17 protein-coding genes and 1 tRNA gene are annotated in these 17,408 nt (G+C 73.3%); 5 read left to right on the forward strand and 13 right to left on the reverse strand.

What is annotated here, in order from left to right:
* Nucleotides 1-6 precede the first annotated feature (6 nt).
* Both aroA and EMA09_RS09550 read right to left on the reverse strand, forming a co-directional pair.
* On the reverse strand, nucleotides 7-1,359 hold the full coding sequence (gene aroA / locus EMA09_RS09545) for a 3-phosphoshikimate 1-carboxyvinyltransferase (protein ID WP_129840637.1): 1,353 nt from the start codon (nucleotides 1,357-1,359) through the stop codon (nucleotides 7-9).
* 51 nt (nucleotides 1,360-1,410) lie between these two features.
* A complete protein-coding gene (locus EMA09_RS09550) occupies nucleotides 1,411-2,124 on the reverse strand; it encodes a M50 family metallopeptidase (RefSeq protein ID WP_129840638.1) in 714 nt (237 codons plus the stop codon).
* A gap of 218 nt (nucleotides 2,125-2,342) precedes the next feature.
* Here EMA09_RS09550 and EMA09_RS09555 point away from each other — a divergent pair, with 218 nt between their 5' ends.
* A complete protein-coding gene (locus EMA09_RS09555; RefSeq protein WP_129840639.1) occupies nucleotides 2,343-2,981 on the forward strand; it encodes a DUF2637 domain-containing protein in 639 nt (212 codons plus the stop codon).
* 69 nt (nucleotides 2,982-3,050) lie between these two features.
* Here the strand turns inward: EMA09_RS09555 and EMA09_RS09560 are convergent.
* The 3 genes from EMA09_RS09560 to EMA09_RS09570 all read right to left on the reverse strand — a co-directional run bounded on the left by EMA09_RS09560 (nucleotide 3,051) and on the right by EMA09_RS09570 (nucleotide 4,995).
* A tRNA-His gene (locus EMA09_RS09560) sits at nucleotides 3,051-3,123 on the reverse strand.
* Nucleotides 3,124-3,201: 78 nt separating this feature from the next.
* Nucleotides 3,202-3,798 (reverse strand): oligoribonuclease, encoded by a 597-nt coding sequence (gene orn, locus EMA09_RS09565; protein WP_129840640.1) that lies wholly within the window; start codon nucleotides 3,796-3,798, stop codon nucleotides 3,202-3,204.
* Nucleotides 3,799-3,882: 84 nt separating this feature from the next.
* On the reverse strand, nucleotides 3,883-4,995 hold the full coding sequence (locus EMA09_RS09570) for a helix-turn-helix domain-containing protein (RefSeq protein ID WP_129840641.1): 1,113 nt from the start codon (nucleotides 4,993-4,995) through the stop codon (nucleotides 3,883-3,885).
* A gap of 732 nt (nucleotides 4,996-5,727) precedes the next feature.
* Between EMA09_RS09570 and EMA09_RS09575 the strand changes: the two genes are divergently transcribed.
* Entirely contained in the window at nucleotides 5,728-6,249 is a 522-nt protein-coding gene (locus EMA09_RS09575; RefSeq protein WP_129840642.1) for a universal stress protein, read from the forward strand.
* Nucleotides 6,250-6,597: 348 nt separating this feature from the next.
* On the opposite strand, the gene glmS is transcribed toward EMA09_RS09575, so the two are convergent.
* The 3 genes from glmS to EMA09_RS09590 all read right to left on the reverse strand — a co-directional run bounded on the left by glmS (nucleotide 6,598) and on the right by EMA09_RS09590 (nucleotide 9,635).
* Complete coding sequence (gene glmS, locus EMA09_RS09580) at nucleotides 6,598-8,418, reverse strand: glutamine--fructose-6-phosphate transaminase (isomerizing) (RefSeq protein WP_129840643.1); 1,821 nt, start codon at nucleotides 8,416-8,418, stop codon at nucleotides 6,598-6,600.
* Nucleotides 8,419-8,459: 41 nt separating this feature from the next.
* A complete protein-coding gene (locus EMA09_RS09585; protein ID WP_129840644.1) occupies nucleotides 8,460-8,738 on the reverse strand; it encodes a hypothetical protein in 279 nt (92 codons plus the stop codon).
* A gap of 69 nt (nucleotides 8,739-8,807) precedes the next feature.
* Nucleotides 8,808-9,635 (reverse strand): oxidoreductase, encoded by an 828-nt coding sequence (locus tag EMA09_RS09590; RefSeq protein ID WP_129840645.1) that lies wholly within the window; start codon nucleotides 9,633-9,635, stop codon nucleotides 8,808-8,810.
* 122 nt (nucleotides 9,636-9,757) lie between these two features.
* Between EMA09_RS09590 and EMA09_RS09595 the strand changes: the two genes are divergently transcribed.
* Nucleotides 9,758-10,663, forward strand: a complete 906-nt coding sequence (locus EMA09_RS09595) for a LysR substrate-binding domain-containing protein (protein WP_129840646.1) — start codon at nucleotides 9,758-9,760, stop codon at nucleotides 10,661-10,663.
* Nucleotides 10,664-10,667: 4 nt separating this feature from the next.
* A complete protein-coding gene (locus EMA09_RS09600) occupies nucleotides 10,668-11,339 on the forward strand; it encodes a hypothetical protein (RefSeq protein ID WP_129840647.1) in 672 nt (223 codons plus the stop codon).
* Between the two features lie 7 nt (nucleotides 11,340-11,346).
* Here the strand turns inward: EMA09_RS09600 and EMA09_RS09605 are convergent, their stop codons facing one another.
* Together EMA09_RS09605 and EMA09_RS09610 are read right to left on the reverse strand one after the other, a co-directional pair.
* Nucleotides 11,347-11,808, reverse strand: coding sequence for a hypothetical protein (locus tag EMA09_RS09605; protein ID WP_129840648.1), 462 nt, complete (start codon nucleotides 11,806-11,808; stop codon nucleotides 11,347-11,349).
* Between the two features lie 98 nt (nucleotides 11,809-11,906).
* Nucleotides 11,907-13,043: a hypothetical protein gene (locus tag EMA09_RS09610; protein ID WP_129840649.1), complete on the reverse strand. Its 1,137-nt coding sequence runs from the start codon at nucleotides 13,041-13,043 to the stop codon at nucleotides 11,907-11,909.
* Nucleotides 13,044-13,048: 5 nt separating this feature from the next.
* Here EMA09_RS09610 and EMA09_RS09615 point away from each other — a divergent pair, with 5 nt between their 5' ends.
* Nucleotides 13,049-13,243 carry a hypothetical protein gene (locus tag EMA09_RS09615; RefSeq protein WP_129840650.1) on the forward strand — a complete coding sequence of 65 codons (195 nt, stop codon included), beginning with the start codon at nucleotides 13,049-13,051 and terminating at the stop codon, nucleotides 13,241-13,243.
* A gap of 41 nt (nucleotides 13,244-13,284) precedes the next feature.
* On the opposite strand, the gene EMA09_RS09620 is transcribed toward EMA09_RS09615, so the two are convergent.
* From EMA09_RS09620 to EMA09_RS09630, 3 genes are read right to left on the reverse strand one after another with little or no spacing between them, the layout of a single operon-like run.
* Nucleotides 13,285-14,442: an acyl-CoA dehydrogenase family protein gene (locus EMA09_RS09620; protein ID WP_129840651.1), complete on the reverse strand. Its 1,158-nt coding sequence runs from the start codon at nucleotides 14,440-14,442 to the stop codon at nucleotides 13,285-13,287.
* A gap of 2 nt (nucleotides 14,443-14,444) precedes the next feature.
* Complete coding sequence (locus EMA09_RS09625; protein WP_129840652.1) at nucleotides 14,445-15,395, reverse strand: hydroxymethylglutaryl-CoA lyase; 951 nt, start codon at nucleotides 15,393-15,395, stop codon at nucleotides 14,445-14,447.
* Nucleotides 15,392-17,398 (reverse strand): biotin carboxylase N-terminal domain-containing protein, encoded by a 2,007-nt coding sequence (locus EMA09_RS09630; RefSeq protein WP_129840653.1) that lies wholly within the window; start codon nucleotides 17,396-17,398, stop codon nucleotides 15,392-15,394. The genes EMA09_RS09625 and EMA09_RS09630 overlap by 4 nt, the downstream gene beginning before the upstream one ends.
* Between the last annotated feature and the right edge of the window lie 10 nt (nucleotides 17,399-17,408).

Genomic DNA, 17,408 nt, shown 5'->3' on the forward strand with positions numbered 1-17,408 from the left:
CCGTGCCTAGGCCGCGTCCCCGTCGAGCATGCGCTGCCACAGGTCGGGGAAGTCCGGCATGGTCTTGCCGGTGGTCGCGACGTTCTCGACCTCGACGTCCTTCACGACGAGGCCGAGGACGGCGGCCGCGGTGGCGAGCCGGTGGTCCTCGTAGGTGTGGAACACGCCGCCGCGCAGCGGGCGCGGCCGGATGCGGAGCCCGTCCTCGGTCTCGGTGACGTCGCCGCCGAGGGCGTTGATCTCCTTGGTGAGCGCGGCCAGGCGGTCCGTCTCGTGCAGCCGCAGGTGCGCGACGCCGCGCAGCACCGACTCGCCCTCGGCGAGGGCGGCCACGGCGGCGATGCCGGGCGTCAGCTCGCCGACCTCGCTCAGGTCGGCGTCGATGCCGTGGACCCGGCCGCTGCCGGTGAGGGTCAGCCCGCGGTCGTCCAGGACGCAGACGCCACCCATGCGGGTGAAGATGTCCCGCAGCGCGTCCCCCGCCTGCGTCGTGCGGACGGGCCAGTCGGGGATCGTGACGCGCCCGCCGGTGACGAGGGCGGCGGCGAGGAACGGCTGCGCGTTCGACAGGTCGGGCTCGATGACCAGGTCGCGGCCGAGGAGCGCGCCCGGGGTGACGCGCCAGATGTCCGGCTCGCCGCCGGAGTCCGGGGCGTCCACCTGCGCGCCGGCCGTGCGCAGCATGTCGACGGTCATCCGGATGTGCGGCAGGGACGGCAGCCTCCCGCCGGTGTGCCGGACCTCGACGCCCTGGTTGAAGCGGGGTCCCGACAGCAGCAGCGCGCTGATGAACTGGGACGACGACGAGGCGTCCACCTCGACGTACCCGCCGTCGAGGGAGCCGGCGCCGTGCACCGTCATCGGGAGCGCGCCCCGGCCGCCGTCGTCGATGCGGGCGCCGAGCGCCCTGAGCGCCTCGATGAGCGCGCCGAGCGGCCGGATGTGCGAGCGCGGGTCGCCGTCGAAGTGGACGGCGCCCTCGGCCAGGGCCGCGAGCGGCGGCAGGAACCGCATGACCGTGCCCGCGTTGCCGACGTCCACGGTCACGGGGGCCTGCGGGGTGGCCGGAATGACGCGCCACGCCTCGCCGCGGCCGCTCGGCATCCCGGAGACTGCGGTGTTCGAAGCGACCGTCTCCTCGATGCCGATGCCGAGCGACCGCAGGGCGTCGGCCATCAGCAGCGTGTCCCGGGAGCGGAGGGGCCGGCGCAGCCACGAGGGGTCGGCGGCGAGGGCCGCCAGGATCAGGGCGCGATTGGTGACCGACTTCGATCCGGGCACCGTCACGGTGGCGTCGACCGCGCCGGGGGCGGACGGCGCGGGCCAAAGTGCGAGGGTTTCGCTGTGCTGGTCGGTCATGCCCCTCACTCTAGTGCGCGGCCGGCCCCGCCCCTCCGAGCGTGCCCGGCGTCAGAGCGCCAGCAGCCGGCTGCCGCCTGCGAAGAGTGACGCGGCGGCGACGAGGAGGAAGAGCAGCACCCACAGCAGCGCGGGGACCCGGGTGAGGCGGGCGAGCTGGTCGGCGTCCGAGTCGGGGGCCGCGCCCCTGCCCCGTTTCCCCTGCAGTTCGAGGACGGGCCGGACGCCGCCGATCAGCAGGAACCACACCACGACGTACGCGAACGCCGCCTGCACGTCCGGTCCGGTGAGCCAGGACACGAGGAGGAAGACGGCGCAGGTGACGACGACGGTGAGCGCTCCGTAAGCGTTGCGAACCATCACGAGGAGCGCGAGGAGCAGGGCGGTCGCGCCCCACAGGAGCGCCGTCGTGCGCCCGGCGGCCAGCAGGAACGCGCCACCGAGGCCGAGCAGCGAGGGCGCGGTGTAGCCGGCCGCCGCGGTGAGGGCCATGCCGACGCCGGTGGGCCGGCCGCGGGAGACGGTGAGGCCGGAGGTGTCGGAGTGCAGCCGGATGCCCTGGAGCGTGCGGCCGGTGAGGAGGGCCACCAGGCCGTGCCCGCCCTCGTGGGCGATCGTGATGGTGGCGCGGGTCCAGCGCCAGACGCCGACGGGCAGGACGGCGGCACAGGCGACGACGGCGGCGGCCACGACGAGCCACCGTTCGGGCGCGGACTGGGTGCCGGTGACCCGGTCCCACAGCTCGCCGAGGTCCGCGATGTCCATGTCTCCCCCACTCCCTTCCCCCGGACGGCCGACGCCGGGCCGACGATCCTACGTCCGGACATACCCAGCGCGGGGCACGCCGCCCTACCCGCTCGCGGGGTCAATCAGTCGCCACGACACCCACTCCCCCGCGCCATGTCACCCCAATGCATCACATCCACCGGTCCAAACGTGTCGTTGATGGCTTGTGACACCACCGAGACGGAGATGACGTACCGATGCTGCACGACGCGGAAACGAATCTGCTGATCCCCCCGGAACTGAGGACCGACTCGCCCGACTGGGACGTCCTCGACGACACCACCCGTCTTTCCGAACTCCTCCAGACCCCGATCGACCCGCCGTGCCCCCGCGCCCCGGTCACCGCACGGCACCGCAGGCGACGGCACCGCTTCCAGTGGGACACGCCGACCGCGCGGGTCCGCTGGCTGCGCTGGGCGAGCCTCCTGACCGCCGCTGCCGCGACCGCGCTGATGGCCATGCTCAGCGTGCTGGGCGGCCTCATCTCGTACGAGCCGCTGCGCGCCGCCGCGGCACCGGGCGCCTCCCAGACCCTCACCGCCTGGTGGCCGCTGCTGATCTACGGCCCCTGGCTCGTCGCCTCCCTGTCGATCCTCCGCGCCGCCCTGCACCAGCGGAAGTCCCTGCACTCGTGGGCCGTGGTCGTCCTCTTCTCCGGCATCGCGGTGGCGCTGTGCGTCGCGCAGGCGCCGGCGGACCTGATCTCCATCGGTGTCGCGGGCCTGCCCCCCGTGTCGGCGCTGCTGGCGTTCCACCAGATCGTGCGGCAGATCACGCTGATCAGCCCGCCGCGCCACGCCGTGCCCCGCCAGCGGTCCACCGCGCCGGCCCTCTGAGGACGGGGCCGGCCCCCGCACATGATGAAGGCCCTCACCCGGCTTCCGGGTGAGGGCCTTCATCCTCGGGGTGAGCGACGGGACTTGAACCCGCGGCCACCTGGACCACAACCAGGTGCTCTACCAACTGAGCTACGCCCACCATCTGTCGCCGCAGCGACCGGTCACGAGTGTACAGGGTTCCCGGGGCCGCTCGCTCCGCTCCCCGGCACCGCCCGCGTCAGCGGACGACGTGCTCGGCGGCGATGCGGCGGGCCGTGTCCGAATCGGGTCCTGGCTGGGGCACGAAGACGGTCTCGCGGTAGTAGCGCAGCTCCGCGATGGACTCGCGGATGTCCGCGAGCGCGCGGTGGTTGCCGCCCTTCTCGGGGCTGTTGAAGTACGCCCTCGGGTACCAGCGGCGGGCCAGCTCCTTCACCGATGAGACATCGATCACACGGTAGTGGAGGTGCGATTCGAGCCGCGGCATGTCCCGGGCGAGGAAGCCGCGGTCGGTGCCGATCGTGTTGCCGCACAGCGGGGTCTTGCCCGCCTCCGGGGCGTGCTCGCGGACATAGGCGAGGACCCGCTCCTCGGCCTCCGCGAGGGTCGTGCCGTCCGCGAGCTCGTCCAGCAGCCCGGAGGCCGTGTGCATGGTCCTGACGACCTCCGGCATCGAGCGGAGCGCGGCGTCGGGCGGGCGGATGACGACGTCCACCCCTTCACCGAGCACGTTCAGCTCCGAGTCGGTGACCAGCGCCGCCACCTCGATCAGCGCGTCGTCGGTCAGGGAGAGCCCCGTCATCTCGCAGTCGATCCACACCATGCGGTCGTTCATGCGAACAACCTTACGTCGCGGAACGCGACGGGCCGGTCGCCCGGTCCGCCGCGTCCGCGCCCCGCCGCCCGCGCGGCGGGGCCGTCACGCCGGGGGGCGGGTGCGCTGCCCCGGGACACGGGCGGCGAACGCCTCGTGCCCCGGCTTGCCGCGCGCGCCGGCCGCGTCCTGCTGGCGCGCGCGGTACGCCGCCCGGTAGGCCGCGGGCGAGGCCCCGAGCTGCCGGCGGAAGTGCCCGCGCAGCGCCACCGGGGACCGGAAGCCGCAGCGGCCCGCGACCTCGTCCACCGAGTAGTCGGAGACCTCGAGGAGCCGCTGCGCCTGGAGCACGCGCTGCGTGATCAGCCACTGGAGCGGCGCGCTGCCCGTCAGCGACCTGAAACGGCGGTCGAACGTGCGCCGGCTCATGTACGCGCGGGCGGCGAGCGTCTCCACGTCGAACTGCTCGTGCAGGTGCTCCAGCGCCCACGCGACGACCTCGGCCAGCGGGTCGGCGCCGATGTCCTCGGGTAAAGACCGATCGAGGTGCCGGTGGCGGTCCTGGTCGCCGGTGCCGTTGCCGCGGCGCGGGGGCAGCACCAGGCGCCGGGCCAGCGCGGCGGCCGCCTCGGCGCCGTGGTCCTGGCGCACTATGTGCAGGCACAGGTCGATCCCGGCGGCGGTGCCGGCCGACGTCAGGATGTCGCCGTCGTCGACGAACAGCTCCCTCGGGTCCACGTGGACCGACGGGTAGCGCTTGGCGAGCGTGGGGGCGTACATCCAGTGCGTGGTGGCCGGGCGGCCGTCCAGCAGGCCGGCGGCGCCGAGGGCGAACGCCCCCGTGCACAGACCGACGATGCGGGCGCCCTCGCTGTGCGCGCGCCGCAGGGCCGCCAGGGCGGCGGCCGGGGGCGGCCCGGTGATCGACCGCCAGGCGGGAACGATGACGGTGCCGGCCCGCGCGACCGCGCTGAGGCCGTACGGGGCGCGCAGTTCCAGGCCGCCGGTGGTGCGCAGCGGCCCCTCTTCTCCCGCGCAGGCGAGCAGCCGGTAGCGCGGCACCCCGGCGTCCTGGCGGTCGACGCCGAAGACGGACAGCGGGATGGAGCTTTCGAACATGGGACTGCCGCTGAACAGCAGCACCGCGACGACTTCGCGGCGGCGTCGGGCAGCGAGCTTGACGGCTGGCTCGGGGCCGTGCGTTGGGTCCTGGCTCATGCTCCTCAGTTCCCTAGTTCCCTCGGTCGTCGCATCCTCTCGGTCCTGCACGTTTCCCCCGACGTGATTGCCAAGATCGAATCTACTGTGTCGGGCGGGGTCGGCGGGACAAGTTCATCACTCGGCGCTAAATCGACATGACAACGTGGCGCGAAGCAATCGATCGGAAGCGTTACACGGACAGCGAGTTGGGGGAAGTGGGCCTCTCCCCGCCGGCCGGCCGCGTGCGGCCCCGGGATGGCCCGGACGGGCGTGCGTGCCCCATGTGCCGGGCATGCCCCGGGTGTTGCCCGGACGGGTGCGCACGGTGCGGCGGACCTGCGGAAGTTGGCCGAAAAACGCAGGGGCGGGCAGGCACTCGGAGCCACCGCGGCGACCGCCGGCGGCGGCGTTCCCGCCCCGGGGGCGCGTGCCCGGCGCATAGGCGCAGGCCGGGGGGTCATGGCGCGCGCGGTGCGGCGGCGCCCCCGGCGCACGGTCACGCTCGGACAGCGCCCGTGTCGCGGCGTACCCGAAAGGTTTGCGTCGCCGGGGGACGTGCGGCATGCTGCTCGGTCACGGTCCGGAGCCGCGGTCCGGGGTTGGGCTCATCGGCCCTGGGCACGAGGTATCCAACGCCGTACCCTGGGAGGTGGAACCAGTGGAAGTGAGAAGAATGTTCTCCGTTTCGCCGCGTCCCACCTTCATCGGCACACACGAGGTTTCCTCACTGACTCACCGCTGAGGCTCCCGATGGCTGGATACGAGTTCCCCGAACCAGCGGATCGCAGGCGCGTCGTCGATCCCTTCACCTCGCCCGATCCGGGGGCGGACTCGTGCTCGCCGCGCGATCCCGCGTTCCAGCACGGGGTGGTCGTCGGGTTCGACGGCTCGACGTCGAGCGAGCGCGCCCTGGCGTATGCCATCGGCATGGCCAGGCGCTCCTCCTGCGGTCTGATCATCGTCCATGTGGCGAACCGGCTGCCCACCACCGTCTGGGCCGGCTGCGAGCCGCCCGCCCTGATCGACGTGCCCGACCACCGCACCGAGGTCCTGGGGCTCGAGCTGGCCTGCGCCGAGCACCTGTCCGACGTGCCGTGGCTGCTCCTGGAGCGTGGCGGGGACATCTGCCACGAGCTGGAGGACGTCGGCCACGAGTTCGCGGCGGACGCGATCGTCGTCGGCACGACGCACGGCCTGCTCGGCCGGCTGTTCGGCTCCGTGTCGGGGCGGCTCGCGCGCAGGGCGCGGCGGCCCGTGATCGTCATCCCGTAACGGCAGGTCTCCGGGCCGCCCCCGGCCGCGCGCCGCCCCTCCCCCGGACGGGCGGGGCGGTCGGGCGTGCCCGCCGGGCGGGGTCCTCGCGCGGGGCGCACCGAGCATTCACCGAATTTGTCGGCCCCCGCAGGTGGATTGTGCGTTTGTGATGGGCATAAGAGGGTCAGCGGCTCGACAGAACCGGTACCGGTTATCGCTTTGGGCCGCCGGCCGGGAGGTGACGGACCCGGTCGCGGCTTATCCGAGCCGGCGTAATGGGCGACGCCGGCGCACAGGGCGGCCCCCGGGCGCGCGTATGGTGGCACGCGCTTCCCGGGGGCCGCCGTCCGTCCGGCGCCCGTCAGCTCACTCGACGGTGACGGACTTCGCCAGGTTGCGGGGCTTGTCGATGTCCCGGCCGAGGGCGAGGGCCGTGTGGTACGCCAGGAGCTGGAGCGGGATGCCCATGAGGATGGGGTCGAGCTCCGGCTCGTTGCACGGCACGACGAGCGTGTCGTCGGCCTTGGCCTGTTCCTCGTGCGCGACCGCGATGATCCGGCCGCTGCGGGCCTTGATCTCCTCCAGGGTGGCGCGGTTCTTGTCGACGAGTTCGTCGTTCGGGATGATCGCGACGGTCGGCACGGCCGGCTCGATCAGCGCCAGCGGGCCGTGCTTCAGCTCGGACGCCGGGTACGCCTCGGCGTGGATGTAGGAGACCTCCTTGAGCTTCAGGGACGCCTCCTTCGCGACCGGGAAGCCCCGCACCCGCCCCACGAACAGCATGCTCCTGGCCTCCGCCAGCTCCGCGGCAAGCTTCGCGATCCGCTCCTCGCCGCGCAGGATCTCGCCGATCTGCTCCGGCAGCTTCCGCAGGCCCTCGATGATGCGCCGGCCGTCGGCGACCGACAGGTCCCGGATGCGGCCGAGGTGCAGCGCGAGCAGGGCGAAGGCCACGGCGGTGTTGGTGAAGCACTTCGTGGACACGACGCACACCTCGGGGCCGGCGTGGACGTAGATGCCGCCGTCCGTCTCGCGGGCGATGGCGCTGCCCACCACGTTGACGACACCGAGGACCATGGCGCCCTTGCGCTTCAGCTCCTGCACGGCCGCGAGGGTGTCGTACGTCTCGCCGGACTGGCTCGTCGCGATGTAGAGCGTGTCGGGGTCCACGACGGCGTTGCGGTAGCGGAACTCGCTCGCCGGCTCCGCGTCGGCCGGGATGCGGGCCAGTTCCTCGATGAGCTGCGCGCCGATCTGGCCGGCGTGGTAGGCGGAGCCGCAGCCGAGGATCTTGACGCGGCGGACGGCGCGGGCGGCCCGGGGGTCCAGGTTCAGGCCGCCGAGACGCACCGTCGCGAACCGGTCGTCGATCCGGCCGCGCAGCACCCGGTCCACCGCCTCGGCCTGCTCGGCGATCTCCTTGTGCATGTACGTGTCGTGGCCGCCCATGTCCCAGCTCTCGGCCTCCCACTCGACGGTGGTCGGGGAGGTGGCGGTACGGCTGCCGTCCGTGGTGAAGGTGCGGTAGTCGTCGGCCTTCAGGGTGGCCATCTCGCCGTCGTCCAGCGTGATGACCTGCCGGGTGTGGCTGACCAGGGCGGCCACGTCGGAGGCGACGAACATCTCCTTCTCGCCGATGCCGAGGACGACCGGCGAGCCGTTGCGGGCGACGACGATCCGGTCGGGGAAGGCGGCGTGCAGGACGGCGATGCCGTAGGTGCCCTCGATGTGGCGCAGGGCCTCGCGGACCTTGTCCTCCAGCGTGTCGGCCTGGGCGCGGGCGACGAGGTGGGCGAGGACCTCGGTGTCGGTCTCCGAGGCCAGCTCCACGCCGTCGGCGGCCAGCTTGGCGCGCAGCTCGGCCGAGTTGTCGATGATGCCGTTGTGGACGACGGCGACCTCGCCGAGCGCGTCGACGTGCGGGTGGGCGTTCATGTCGTTGGGGGCGCCGTGGGTGGCCCACCGGGTGTGGGCGATGCCCGCCGTCCCGGCGAAGCGGGCGGGGATCTTCGCCTCCAGCTCGCGGACGCGGCCGGCGTTCTTGACGACCTTGAGACCGCCGTTCTTCCCGCTGCTATGGATCGCGACACCGGCCGAGTCGTAGCCCCGGTACTCCAGGCGCTGGAGCCCTTCCAGCAGGAGCGGCGCCACATCCCGTTTGCCGATGTAACCGACGATTCCACACATAGACGTTCCTCCCGCGGCCCGTGGGGCCGGCTGTCCGTTTGCTATCCGTACACGATCCGCCGGAGCTGCCGCAGCGACAGCGGTGGCGGCGCCACCGCCCGGCGGGGCAGCTCCTGCGCGATGCGTTCGAAGATGACCTCGTTGGTCAGTCCGGCGGCCCGCAGCTCGCGATGGCGTCTCCGTACGAATTCCTCGGGTGACTCGTCGAAGTACGCCAGAACGTCGAGAACCACCCGGGCAGCCTCACCGCGCGAGAGCGGTGTGCTGCGCACCAGGTGGTCCACGAGGTCGTCATGGAGCGGCGTACGGCGTTCGAGCACCTCTCGATAGTGCGGACCCGGACCCACTTTCGCAACATTCCTGCCCGATATCGGGCAGCGGCGTGTCGGTCAGGCGTCGAAAGCGGTGGCGCGGGCCACTTTCTCCCAGGCGTGCAGCTCGGCGCGGGTCGTGTCGAGGTGGGCGAGGATCGCGTCGACACCGTCGCCGCCGAGGGGCAGTCGCAGGGGCGGGCGGTCGGCGTCGAGGGCGGCGAGGATCGCGGCGGCGGCCTTGGCGGGGTCGCCCGGCTGGGTGCCGTCCCCGGTCTCGACCATGCGGCGGGTGGGGCCGACCTTCGCCTCGTACGCGGGCAGCGGCGTGCTGGTGCTCCCGTTCGCGAACAGTCCGGTGCGGAACGCGCCGGGCTCCACGACGAGCACGGTGATGCCGAGGTCGCGCACCTCGTCGGCCAGCGCGACGGACATGCCCTCCAGGGCGAACTTCGTCGCGCTGTACGCGGCGAAGCCGGCGAACGATGTCTGCCCGCCGAAGCTGCTGAGCTGGACGATCGCACCGGAGCGACGCTCCCGCATGTGGGGCAGCACGGCCCTGGTGAGGGCGGCGGGGCCGAAGACATGGACCTCGAAGAGGTCGCGCAGCTCCTCCTGCGTCGTCTCCTCGAAGGCGCCGACGTGGGTGCGGCCGGCGTTGTTCACGAGCACGTCGATCCGGCCGTGGCGGGCGACGACGCCGGCGACGGTCTCGGTGACGGCCGCCGCGTCCGTCACGTCGAGCGGAAGGGCCTCCACCCGGTCGGGGTGGGCGGCGACCAGGTCGCCCAGGGCCGCGGGGCGGCGGGCGGTGGCGACCACGACGTCGCCGGCGGCGACGGCCGCCTCGGTGATGGCGCGGCCGAAGCCGCTGGTCGCGCCGGTGACGAGCCAGACCTTGTCCACGATGGTTCCCCGATCGGTGCTGCGCGCTCCCCGCGCGGTGGGCGACGGCGTCCCCGTCGCGTGCTCCACTCTCCGCCCGGCGGCTCTTGCCGGTCCAATACCTGCGGTGATAACCATCGGGCATGGACGTGCACGGGCGGGACCTCCGGTACTTCGTCGCGGTCGCCGACGAGCTGCACTTCACGCGGGCGGCCGCCCGGCTGTACGTGTCGCAGCCGGCCCTCAGCAAACAGATCCGCGCCCTGGAGCGGCAGCTCGGCGCGCCGCTCTTCCTGCGCGAGCCGGGCGGCGTCCGGCTGACCGGGGCCGGGGAGGCCCTGCTGCCGCACGCGCGGCGTCTCCTGGATGTGTGGGACGCGGCGGCAGCGGCCGTGGAGGAGGCCAGGGCGGCGCAGCGCGCGACGGTCGTGATCGGCATGTCGACCGGACCCGGCCGCGGCGGGCTGCTGCCGGCCGTGCGGTCGCGGTTCACGGCGGAGCACCCGGGCGCGGAGCTGCGCCTGCGGCAGGTGGGGTGGGAGGACGGCACGGCGGGGCTCGCCGACGGCGGGAGCGACCTGGCGTTCGTCTGGCTGCCCCTGCGCGATCCGGCCAGGTACGCGTGGCTCGTGGTGGCCGAAGAGCCCCGGCTCGTCGCCCTGCCGGAGGGGCACCCGCTCGCGGCGCGGGAGCGGCTCGCGTGCGCCGACCTGTGGGACGAGCCGTTCCTCGCCCTGCCCGAGGCGGCCGGCGGGCTGCGCGACTTCTGGCTCGCGACGGAGGAACGGGCGGGCCGGCCGGTCCGCGTCGGCGCGGTCGTGTCGGGTCCCGACGAGACGTACGAGGCCCTGGTGGACGGCCGGGGCGTCGTCCTCCTCGCCGAGGGCAACGCGCCACTGCTCACCCGCGGCGGCGTCGTGACCCGGCCGGTGACGGGCCTTTCGCCGTGCCGCCTGGCCCTGGCGTGGCGCGCGGACGACACGCGCCCACTGGTGCGGGCGTACGCGCGGGCCTGCCGTCTGGTGACGGAGGCGCGTCGGGGAGGATGACGGCATGACACGCACCGGCCGCCGCGCGGCCCTTCTGCTGGCCGCCGCACCGCTGTTGCCGCTGTGCCTGACCGCCTGCGGCGACGAGCCCGCCGACGACGGCACCCCCGCGGCGGACACCGCCGCCGACGCCGCGCCGCACGAGGAGCTGGTCGAGCGCGCCCTTGCGCTGGAGACGACCGTGGACATGGTGTACGTGACGGAGGCGCCCGGCTTCACCCTGGCCGTCCAGTCGGTCGGCCCGCTCAACGCGGACGGTTTCCAGAGCAGCTACACGGACGACGGCGGCGCGGTCCTGCACCTCATGGTGGACCACGCGCCCGACACGGCGGCGGACGGCGACCCGTGCCCGGCCCTGCGGGCGGCGGCGGGCGACATGAGCGCCGCGTGCGAGGCGGACGAGGACGGCGCCTGGCTGGTCACGACGGAGGACGGCACGCGCACCCTCTCCCGGCTGGACGGCACGCACCTCGTGTCGGTGGCGGCCACGGAGTCCGACGCGGACACCGGCACACTGCGCACGGCGCTGACGGCGGCCCACCAAGCGGACGACGCGGAACTGACGGCCGTCCTGCCCGAAGCGACGACGACGGAACCGGTCGAGCGCGGCGACCTCCCCGCCACGGGCGACGGCGCCCCGCAGGACCCGGTCGACCCGGAATCGGCCTCGGGCTGACACCCGCTCAGACGTCGCAGCCGCGCGCTTCCTCGACCCCGGCGACATAACTCTCGGCGAACGCTTCGAGTGCCCGCTGACGCTCCGCGTCATCCTCGATCACCACGACATTCCGGTGCGCCGAGATCTCGAGGCTGATATATGGCCCGCCTTCCTGTGTCTCCTCGGCACGACACCGGATGAACGTCATGACACCGTCGCTCCAGATGGCGGCACTGTTCCCGGCTATGTCGATCGTCTCGACAACGTCACGCGCGTGAGCCTGCACGGTCTCGACCGGATCCCCGCCTTCGGAGTAGGGGAACAGATCGAAACCGAGAACGAGCCGGTCATCGACCCCGACACCGCAGACCTCGTATCGGTCACCCATGGCGGTGGTCCTCTCCTCCTCGAAGAACTCACTGCCACCGGGAAGCAACGGCAACAACACATCACCATCGACAGACGCACCGCACACGGTCTCGGGCACCGTGTAATCCTGCCCTTCCGCCCCGCATCCCACGAGGAGTGACGCCAACCCCAACGAGAGAACTCCGGCGAACCGCCCTCTCCCAGTTGCCCATGCCATCACCGCTGAGGTTCCCCTTCACTCGTGCCCCGGGCCATGTCAGCCGCGTCATTGATCTCGTGCACCGCTCCGTCATTCGCCGAGAACCCGGGCGTGGAGTCAGCGAAGTCGCCATGGGCGGCATACCAGATATTGGCCAGTTCGACCAACTGGCTTTTCCTGAGATCACTCACTGCGTGATCGGACAGGGACCAGTTCTCCTCGATGGAGTGGATCTCGTCGCTCAGCCACTCGCCGGCTATCACGGAGCTGCTCGGAGCCACGTACTTACCCGCGTAGGGAACGAACCGCAGGGTCGCGTTGATGGCGGCGTTCTCGATCCTCGCGATCCTGATGCTGCTGTCCAGGTCATCCCTGGCCTGCTCCGCGATGGCCTCATATCTGGCCTGCTCCAGGAAACCCACGGTACGTCCGGCGCGATGCAACGTGTCCTCCGGATTCAGGTGAAGCCCCTCGTAGGTAGTCGTGTCGTCCATGGAATCGGCCAGCACCTGGTGCATGCCCTGGCCCGGCACCGCGTACGATTCCTCGCTCCGCGATATCTGTTCGACCACGTTGAAGAGCTGGTACGGGTCGATGGGCGCCGTGTTGTCCAGGTCTGACGCCGATTCGTGCACGGCGGCTCCCTGGTTGATCAGGATTTGGGCCATCGGTTCCCGGAGTTCCTCCGGGAAGTCGTCGCCCATTCCCGAGAGGAATTCCGTGGCGCGGCTCAGTGCGGTCACCTGGGCCGGGTGGTGGGCTGCGGAGAAGGTCGCCGGGTTGTTCGGATCGATGCCCGTCGTCGCGGCCGTCAGTGCGTCGGACAGTGCCCCGTAGGCGGCCTCCGTGCCGCCCTCCTGGGTCGTGTCGTTGATGTCGTAGACGCGGTCCTGCAGGAGGTACCGCGCGTTGTCCTGCGGTTCCGTCTCGTTGAAGAACTCGGTGGCGGCCTCCGGGTTGCGGCTGACGGGAACGGGCCGCCTGCGGCGAGGCGTTGCGCATCGTGCGAACTGGTCGGAGCCCGGCCGGGATCCCTCAGCTCCGCGCCGATCTCGCCGTCGAGGCCGCTGAACGCGGTCCCGGTGCCGCCGAGGTGTCCGGCGATCGCGGAGCAGTCGCGGCCGAGATTGAGGGCCTGCTGCGTGGAGCGCCACATCGTGTGGTGCAGCGCGTCCCCCGAGGAGAGTCCGGCGGCCCGGAGGTCCTGCACCGCCTCGTACGTGCTGCCGGACGCCTGGGTGCCGATGCCGGATACACGGCTCAGCTCGGACGCCGTCTCCTCGACGGCCCGGAGAGCGGTGTCGTCGACGGCGAGGTCCGGGGCGCCCGGCCCCGGCTCCTGAGCGGGTGCTGACACGCCGATTCCCCCCCATGGGCCAGCGTTCGACTGCTACGTCACGCAGCGTATGCCAGTCCCAACTCGCGCGCAATCACCATCCGTTGCACCTCGCTCGTGCCCTCGCCGATTTCGAGGATCTTGGCGTCGCGCCACATGCGGGCCACCGGGTACTCGTTCATGAAGCCGTAGCCGCCGTGGATCTGGGTCGCCTCGCGCGCGTTGGTGACGGCCGCGTCGGAGGCGTGGAGTTTCGCGATCGCCGCCGCCTTCTTGAACGGCTCGCCCGCCAGCAGGCGGGCGGCCGCGTCGCGCCAGGCGGCGCGCGAGGTGTGGGCGCGCGCCTCCATGTCGGCCAGTTTGAACTGGATCGCCTGGTGGGCCGCGATCGGACGGCCGAACGCCGCGCGCTCCCGCGCGTAGCGCACCGACTCGTCCACGCAGCCCTGGGCCAGGCCGGTCGCCAGCGCGGCGATCGCGACCCGGCCCTCGTCCAGGACGCGGAGGAACTGCGCGTACCCCCGGCCCTCCTCGCCGAGGAGGCTGTCCGCCGGGACGCGGACGTCCGTCAGGGACAGGCCGTGGGTGTCCGACGCGTTCCAGCCGACCTTGGAGTACGCGGGCGCGACGGTGAGCCCCGGCGTGCCGGCCGGGACGACGAAGGCCGAGATCGGCCCGCCGGGGCCGCCCGTGCGGGCGGTGACGGTGACGAGCCCGGTGATGTCGGTGCCCGAGTTGGTGATGAAGCTCTTGTTGCCGTTGATGACCCACGTGTCGCCGTCCCGTACGGCCGTGGTGCGGGTGCCGCCGGCGTCGGAGCCGCAGTCCGGCTCGGTCAGGCCGAACGCGCCGAGGATCTCCCCGCTGCACAGCCGCGGCAGCCAGGTCCGTTTCTGTTCGGGCGTGCCGAAGCGGTACAGCGGCATCGCGCCCAGCGACACGCCCGCCTCCAGGGTGATGGCGATGGACGAGTCCACGCGCGCGAGTTCCTCCAGGGCCAGGCACAGCGCCAGGTAGTCGCCGCCCATGCCGCCCCATTCCTCGGGGAACGGCAGCCCGAACAGGCCCATGCGCCCCATCTCGCGGACGATCTCGTACGGGAAGGTGTGCCGTTCGTAGTGCTCGGCGATCCTCGGGGCGACGACGTCGTGCGCGAACGCCTCGACGGTCCGCCGCAGTTCCTCGTGCTCCGGGCTGAGACGGTGGTCCAGGGGCATCGTCAGGCCTCCTCGGGTGCGGACGCGCGTACGGTGCGCGAGGGGCTGGGGCGGCCCAGGTGACGGGCCATCCACAGGCTTGCGGCGGTGAGCCGGTCGAGGTCGACGCCGGTCTCGATGCCGAGGCCGCGCAGCATCCACAGCAGGTCCTCGGTCGCGAGGTTGCCGGTGGCCGAGCGGGCGAACGGGCAGCCGCCGAGCCCGCCGGCGGAGGCGTCGACGGTGGTGACGCCGTACCGGAGGGCGGCCAGGGTGTTGGCGAGGGCCTGGCCGTACGTGTCGTGGAAGTGGACCGCGAGGCGCTCGGCGCCGATGCCGGCGTCGCCCAGCGCGGCGAGGAGCGCGGTGACGCGGCCCGGGGTGGCGACGCCGATGGTGTCGCCGAGGGACAGTTCGGCGCAGCCCAGGTCGAGGAGGCGGCGCGCGACGGCGACGACGCGCGGGATCGGGACCTCGCCCTCCCACGGGTCGCCGAAGCACATGGAGAGGTAGCCGCGCACGGGGACGCCGGCGTCGGTCGCGCGGGTGACGACCGGCGCGAACATGTCGAGCGACGCGTCCACGGATCGGCCCAGGTTCGCCCGGGCGAACGACTCGGTGACGCTGGCGAAGACGGCGACCTCGCGGACGCCGAGGGCGAGGGCGCGGTCGAGGCCCCGCGCGTTGGGCACGAGGGCGGGCAGCCGGACGCCCGGCAGGTCGGCGAGGCGCGGCCACAGGTCCTCGGCGTCCGCGAGCTGCGGGACCCGGTCGGGGCGCACGAAGCTGGTGGCCTCGATCGTGGTGAGACCGGCGTCGGCCAGGCGGTGGATGAACTCGGCCTTCACCTCGACGGGGACGACGGCGCGCTCGTTCTGCAGGCCGTCCCTCGGCCCGACCTCGTGCACGCGGACGCGGGCGGGCAGGGCGGGGTCGGGCGTGGGTGTCGGAAGGGATGCGGGGGCGGGGCTCATCGGGGCGGCTCTCCCTCCGTGCCGGTGCCGGTGTCGGGGGTGACGACGGCGAGCGGCTGGTCCATGGCCACCGTCGCGCCGGCGGTGACGGACAGTTCGGTGACGGTCCCGTCGTGCGGCGCGGTGACGACGTGTTCCATCTTCATCGCCTCCACGACGAGCAGGCTCTGCCCCGCGCGCACCCGCTCCCCGGCCGCCGCGCGGACGACGGTGACGGTGCCCGGCATGGGCGCCCGCAGGCTGCCGGCGCCGGCCGCCGTGCCGTCGCCGGCCGAGGCGACGGGATCGTGCTCGTGGACCTGCCACGCCTCGCCGTCGCGGCCGAGCCACGGGCCGCCGGGCGCGTCGGCGTGGTGGAACGTGTGGGTGACGCCGTCGTACGCGACGCGCAGCGTGCCGTCGGTGTCCGGGGACGGCAGGAGGCGCGCCGGTACGGGCGGGGCGTCGCCGATCCGCACCTCGCCGGGCCGTACGCGGACGGTGACGGGCTCGCCGCCCGCGACGCGCGCCTCGGTGACGGTCCACGCCGCGTCGCCGCCCATCCGCCACCCGGACGGGACGCCGAACGGGTCGGTCCAGCCGCCGGGCGCGGGCGGCGGGGTGAGGGCGGCGAGGCGCAGCAGCGCGGCGGCCGCGTACACCTCGTCGAGGACGGGGGGCGGGGCGAGGGCGGCGCGTTGCCGTTCGATGAGGCCGGTGTCGAACGTGCCGGCGGCCACGTCGGGGTGGGCGAGGAGGCGGCGGAGGAAGCCGGTGTTGGTGTCGAGCCCGAGGACGGCCGTACGGGCGAGGGCGGCGCGCAGGCGGCGCAGGGCGGTGGCGCGGTCGGGGCCGTGGGCGATGACCTTGGCGAGCATCGGATCGTAGTCGGTGGTGACGCGCCCGCCCTCGGCGATGCCCGCGTCCACGCGGACGCCCTCCCCGGCGGGCTCGCGCAGCAGGAGCACGGGGCCGGAGGACGGCAGGAAACCGAGCCGGGGGTTCTCGGCGTAGACGCGGGCCTCGACGGCGTGGCCCCGGGCGGCGGGGGCCTCGTCCTGACCGAAGGGCAACGGCTCGCCGGCCGCGACCCGGAGCTGCCACTCCACGAGGTCGAGGCCGGTGGTCAGCTCGGTGACGGGGTGCTCGACCTGGAGCCGCGTGTTCATCTCCATGAACCAGAACGACGCCGGGTCGTCGCCCGGCACGATGAACTCGACGGTCCCGGCACCCGTGTAGCCGCAACTGCGGGCGGCCCGGACGGCGGCCTCGCCCATCGCGGCGCGCGTGGCCGCGTCGATGAGGGGGCTCGGCGCCTCCTCGACGATCTTCTGGTGCCGGCGCTGGAGGGAGCATTCGCGCTCGCCGAGGTGGACGACGCCGCCGTGGCGGTCGGCGAGGACCTGGATCTCGATGTGGCGGGGGCGGTCGATGAAGCGCTCGGCGAGGAGGGTGTCGTCCCCGAACGCGGCGAGCGCCTCGCGGCGGGCGGCGGCGATCTCCTCCGCGAGCCGGTCCGCCTCCCGCACGAGCCGCATGCCCTTGCCGCCGCCGCCCGCCGCCGGCTTCAGCAGGAGCGGGAAGCCGGGGTCGCGCGCCGCGTCGGCGAGGCCGGCGCCGCTCGTGCCGGGGACGACCGGGACGCCCCCGGCGGCGACCAGCTCCTTCGCGCGGATCTTGTCGCCCATCGCCTCGATCGCGTCGGCCGGCGGCCCGACGAACACCAGGCCGGCGTCCGTGACCGCGCGGGCGAACGCGGCGTTCTCGGCGAGGAAGCCGTACCCGGGGTGGACGGCCGCCGCGCCGGTCTGCAGGGCGGCGGCCACGATGCGGGAGGCCGACAGGTAGCTGTCGGACGCGCGGGCCGGCCCGATGGCGACGGCCGTGTCGGCCTCCCGGACGTGGCGGGCGTCGGCGTCGGCGTCGCTGTGGACGGCGATGGACGCGATCCCGAGGCGGCGGAGCGTACGGATGACGCGGACGGCGATCTCGCCGCGGTTGGCGACCAGCACGCTGTCGAACATCGGCGCGGTC

The sequence above is a fragment of the Streptomyces sp. RFCAC02 genome, from assembly GCF_004193175.1.
Lineage (GTDB): Bacteria > Actinomycetota > Actinomycetes > Streptomycetales > Streptomycetaceae > Streptomyces.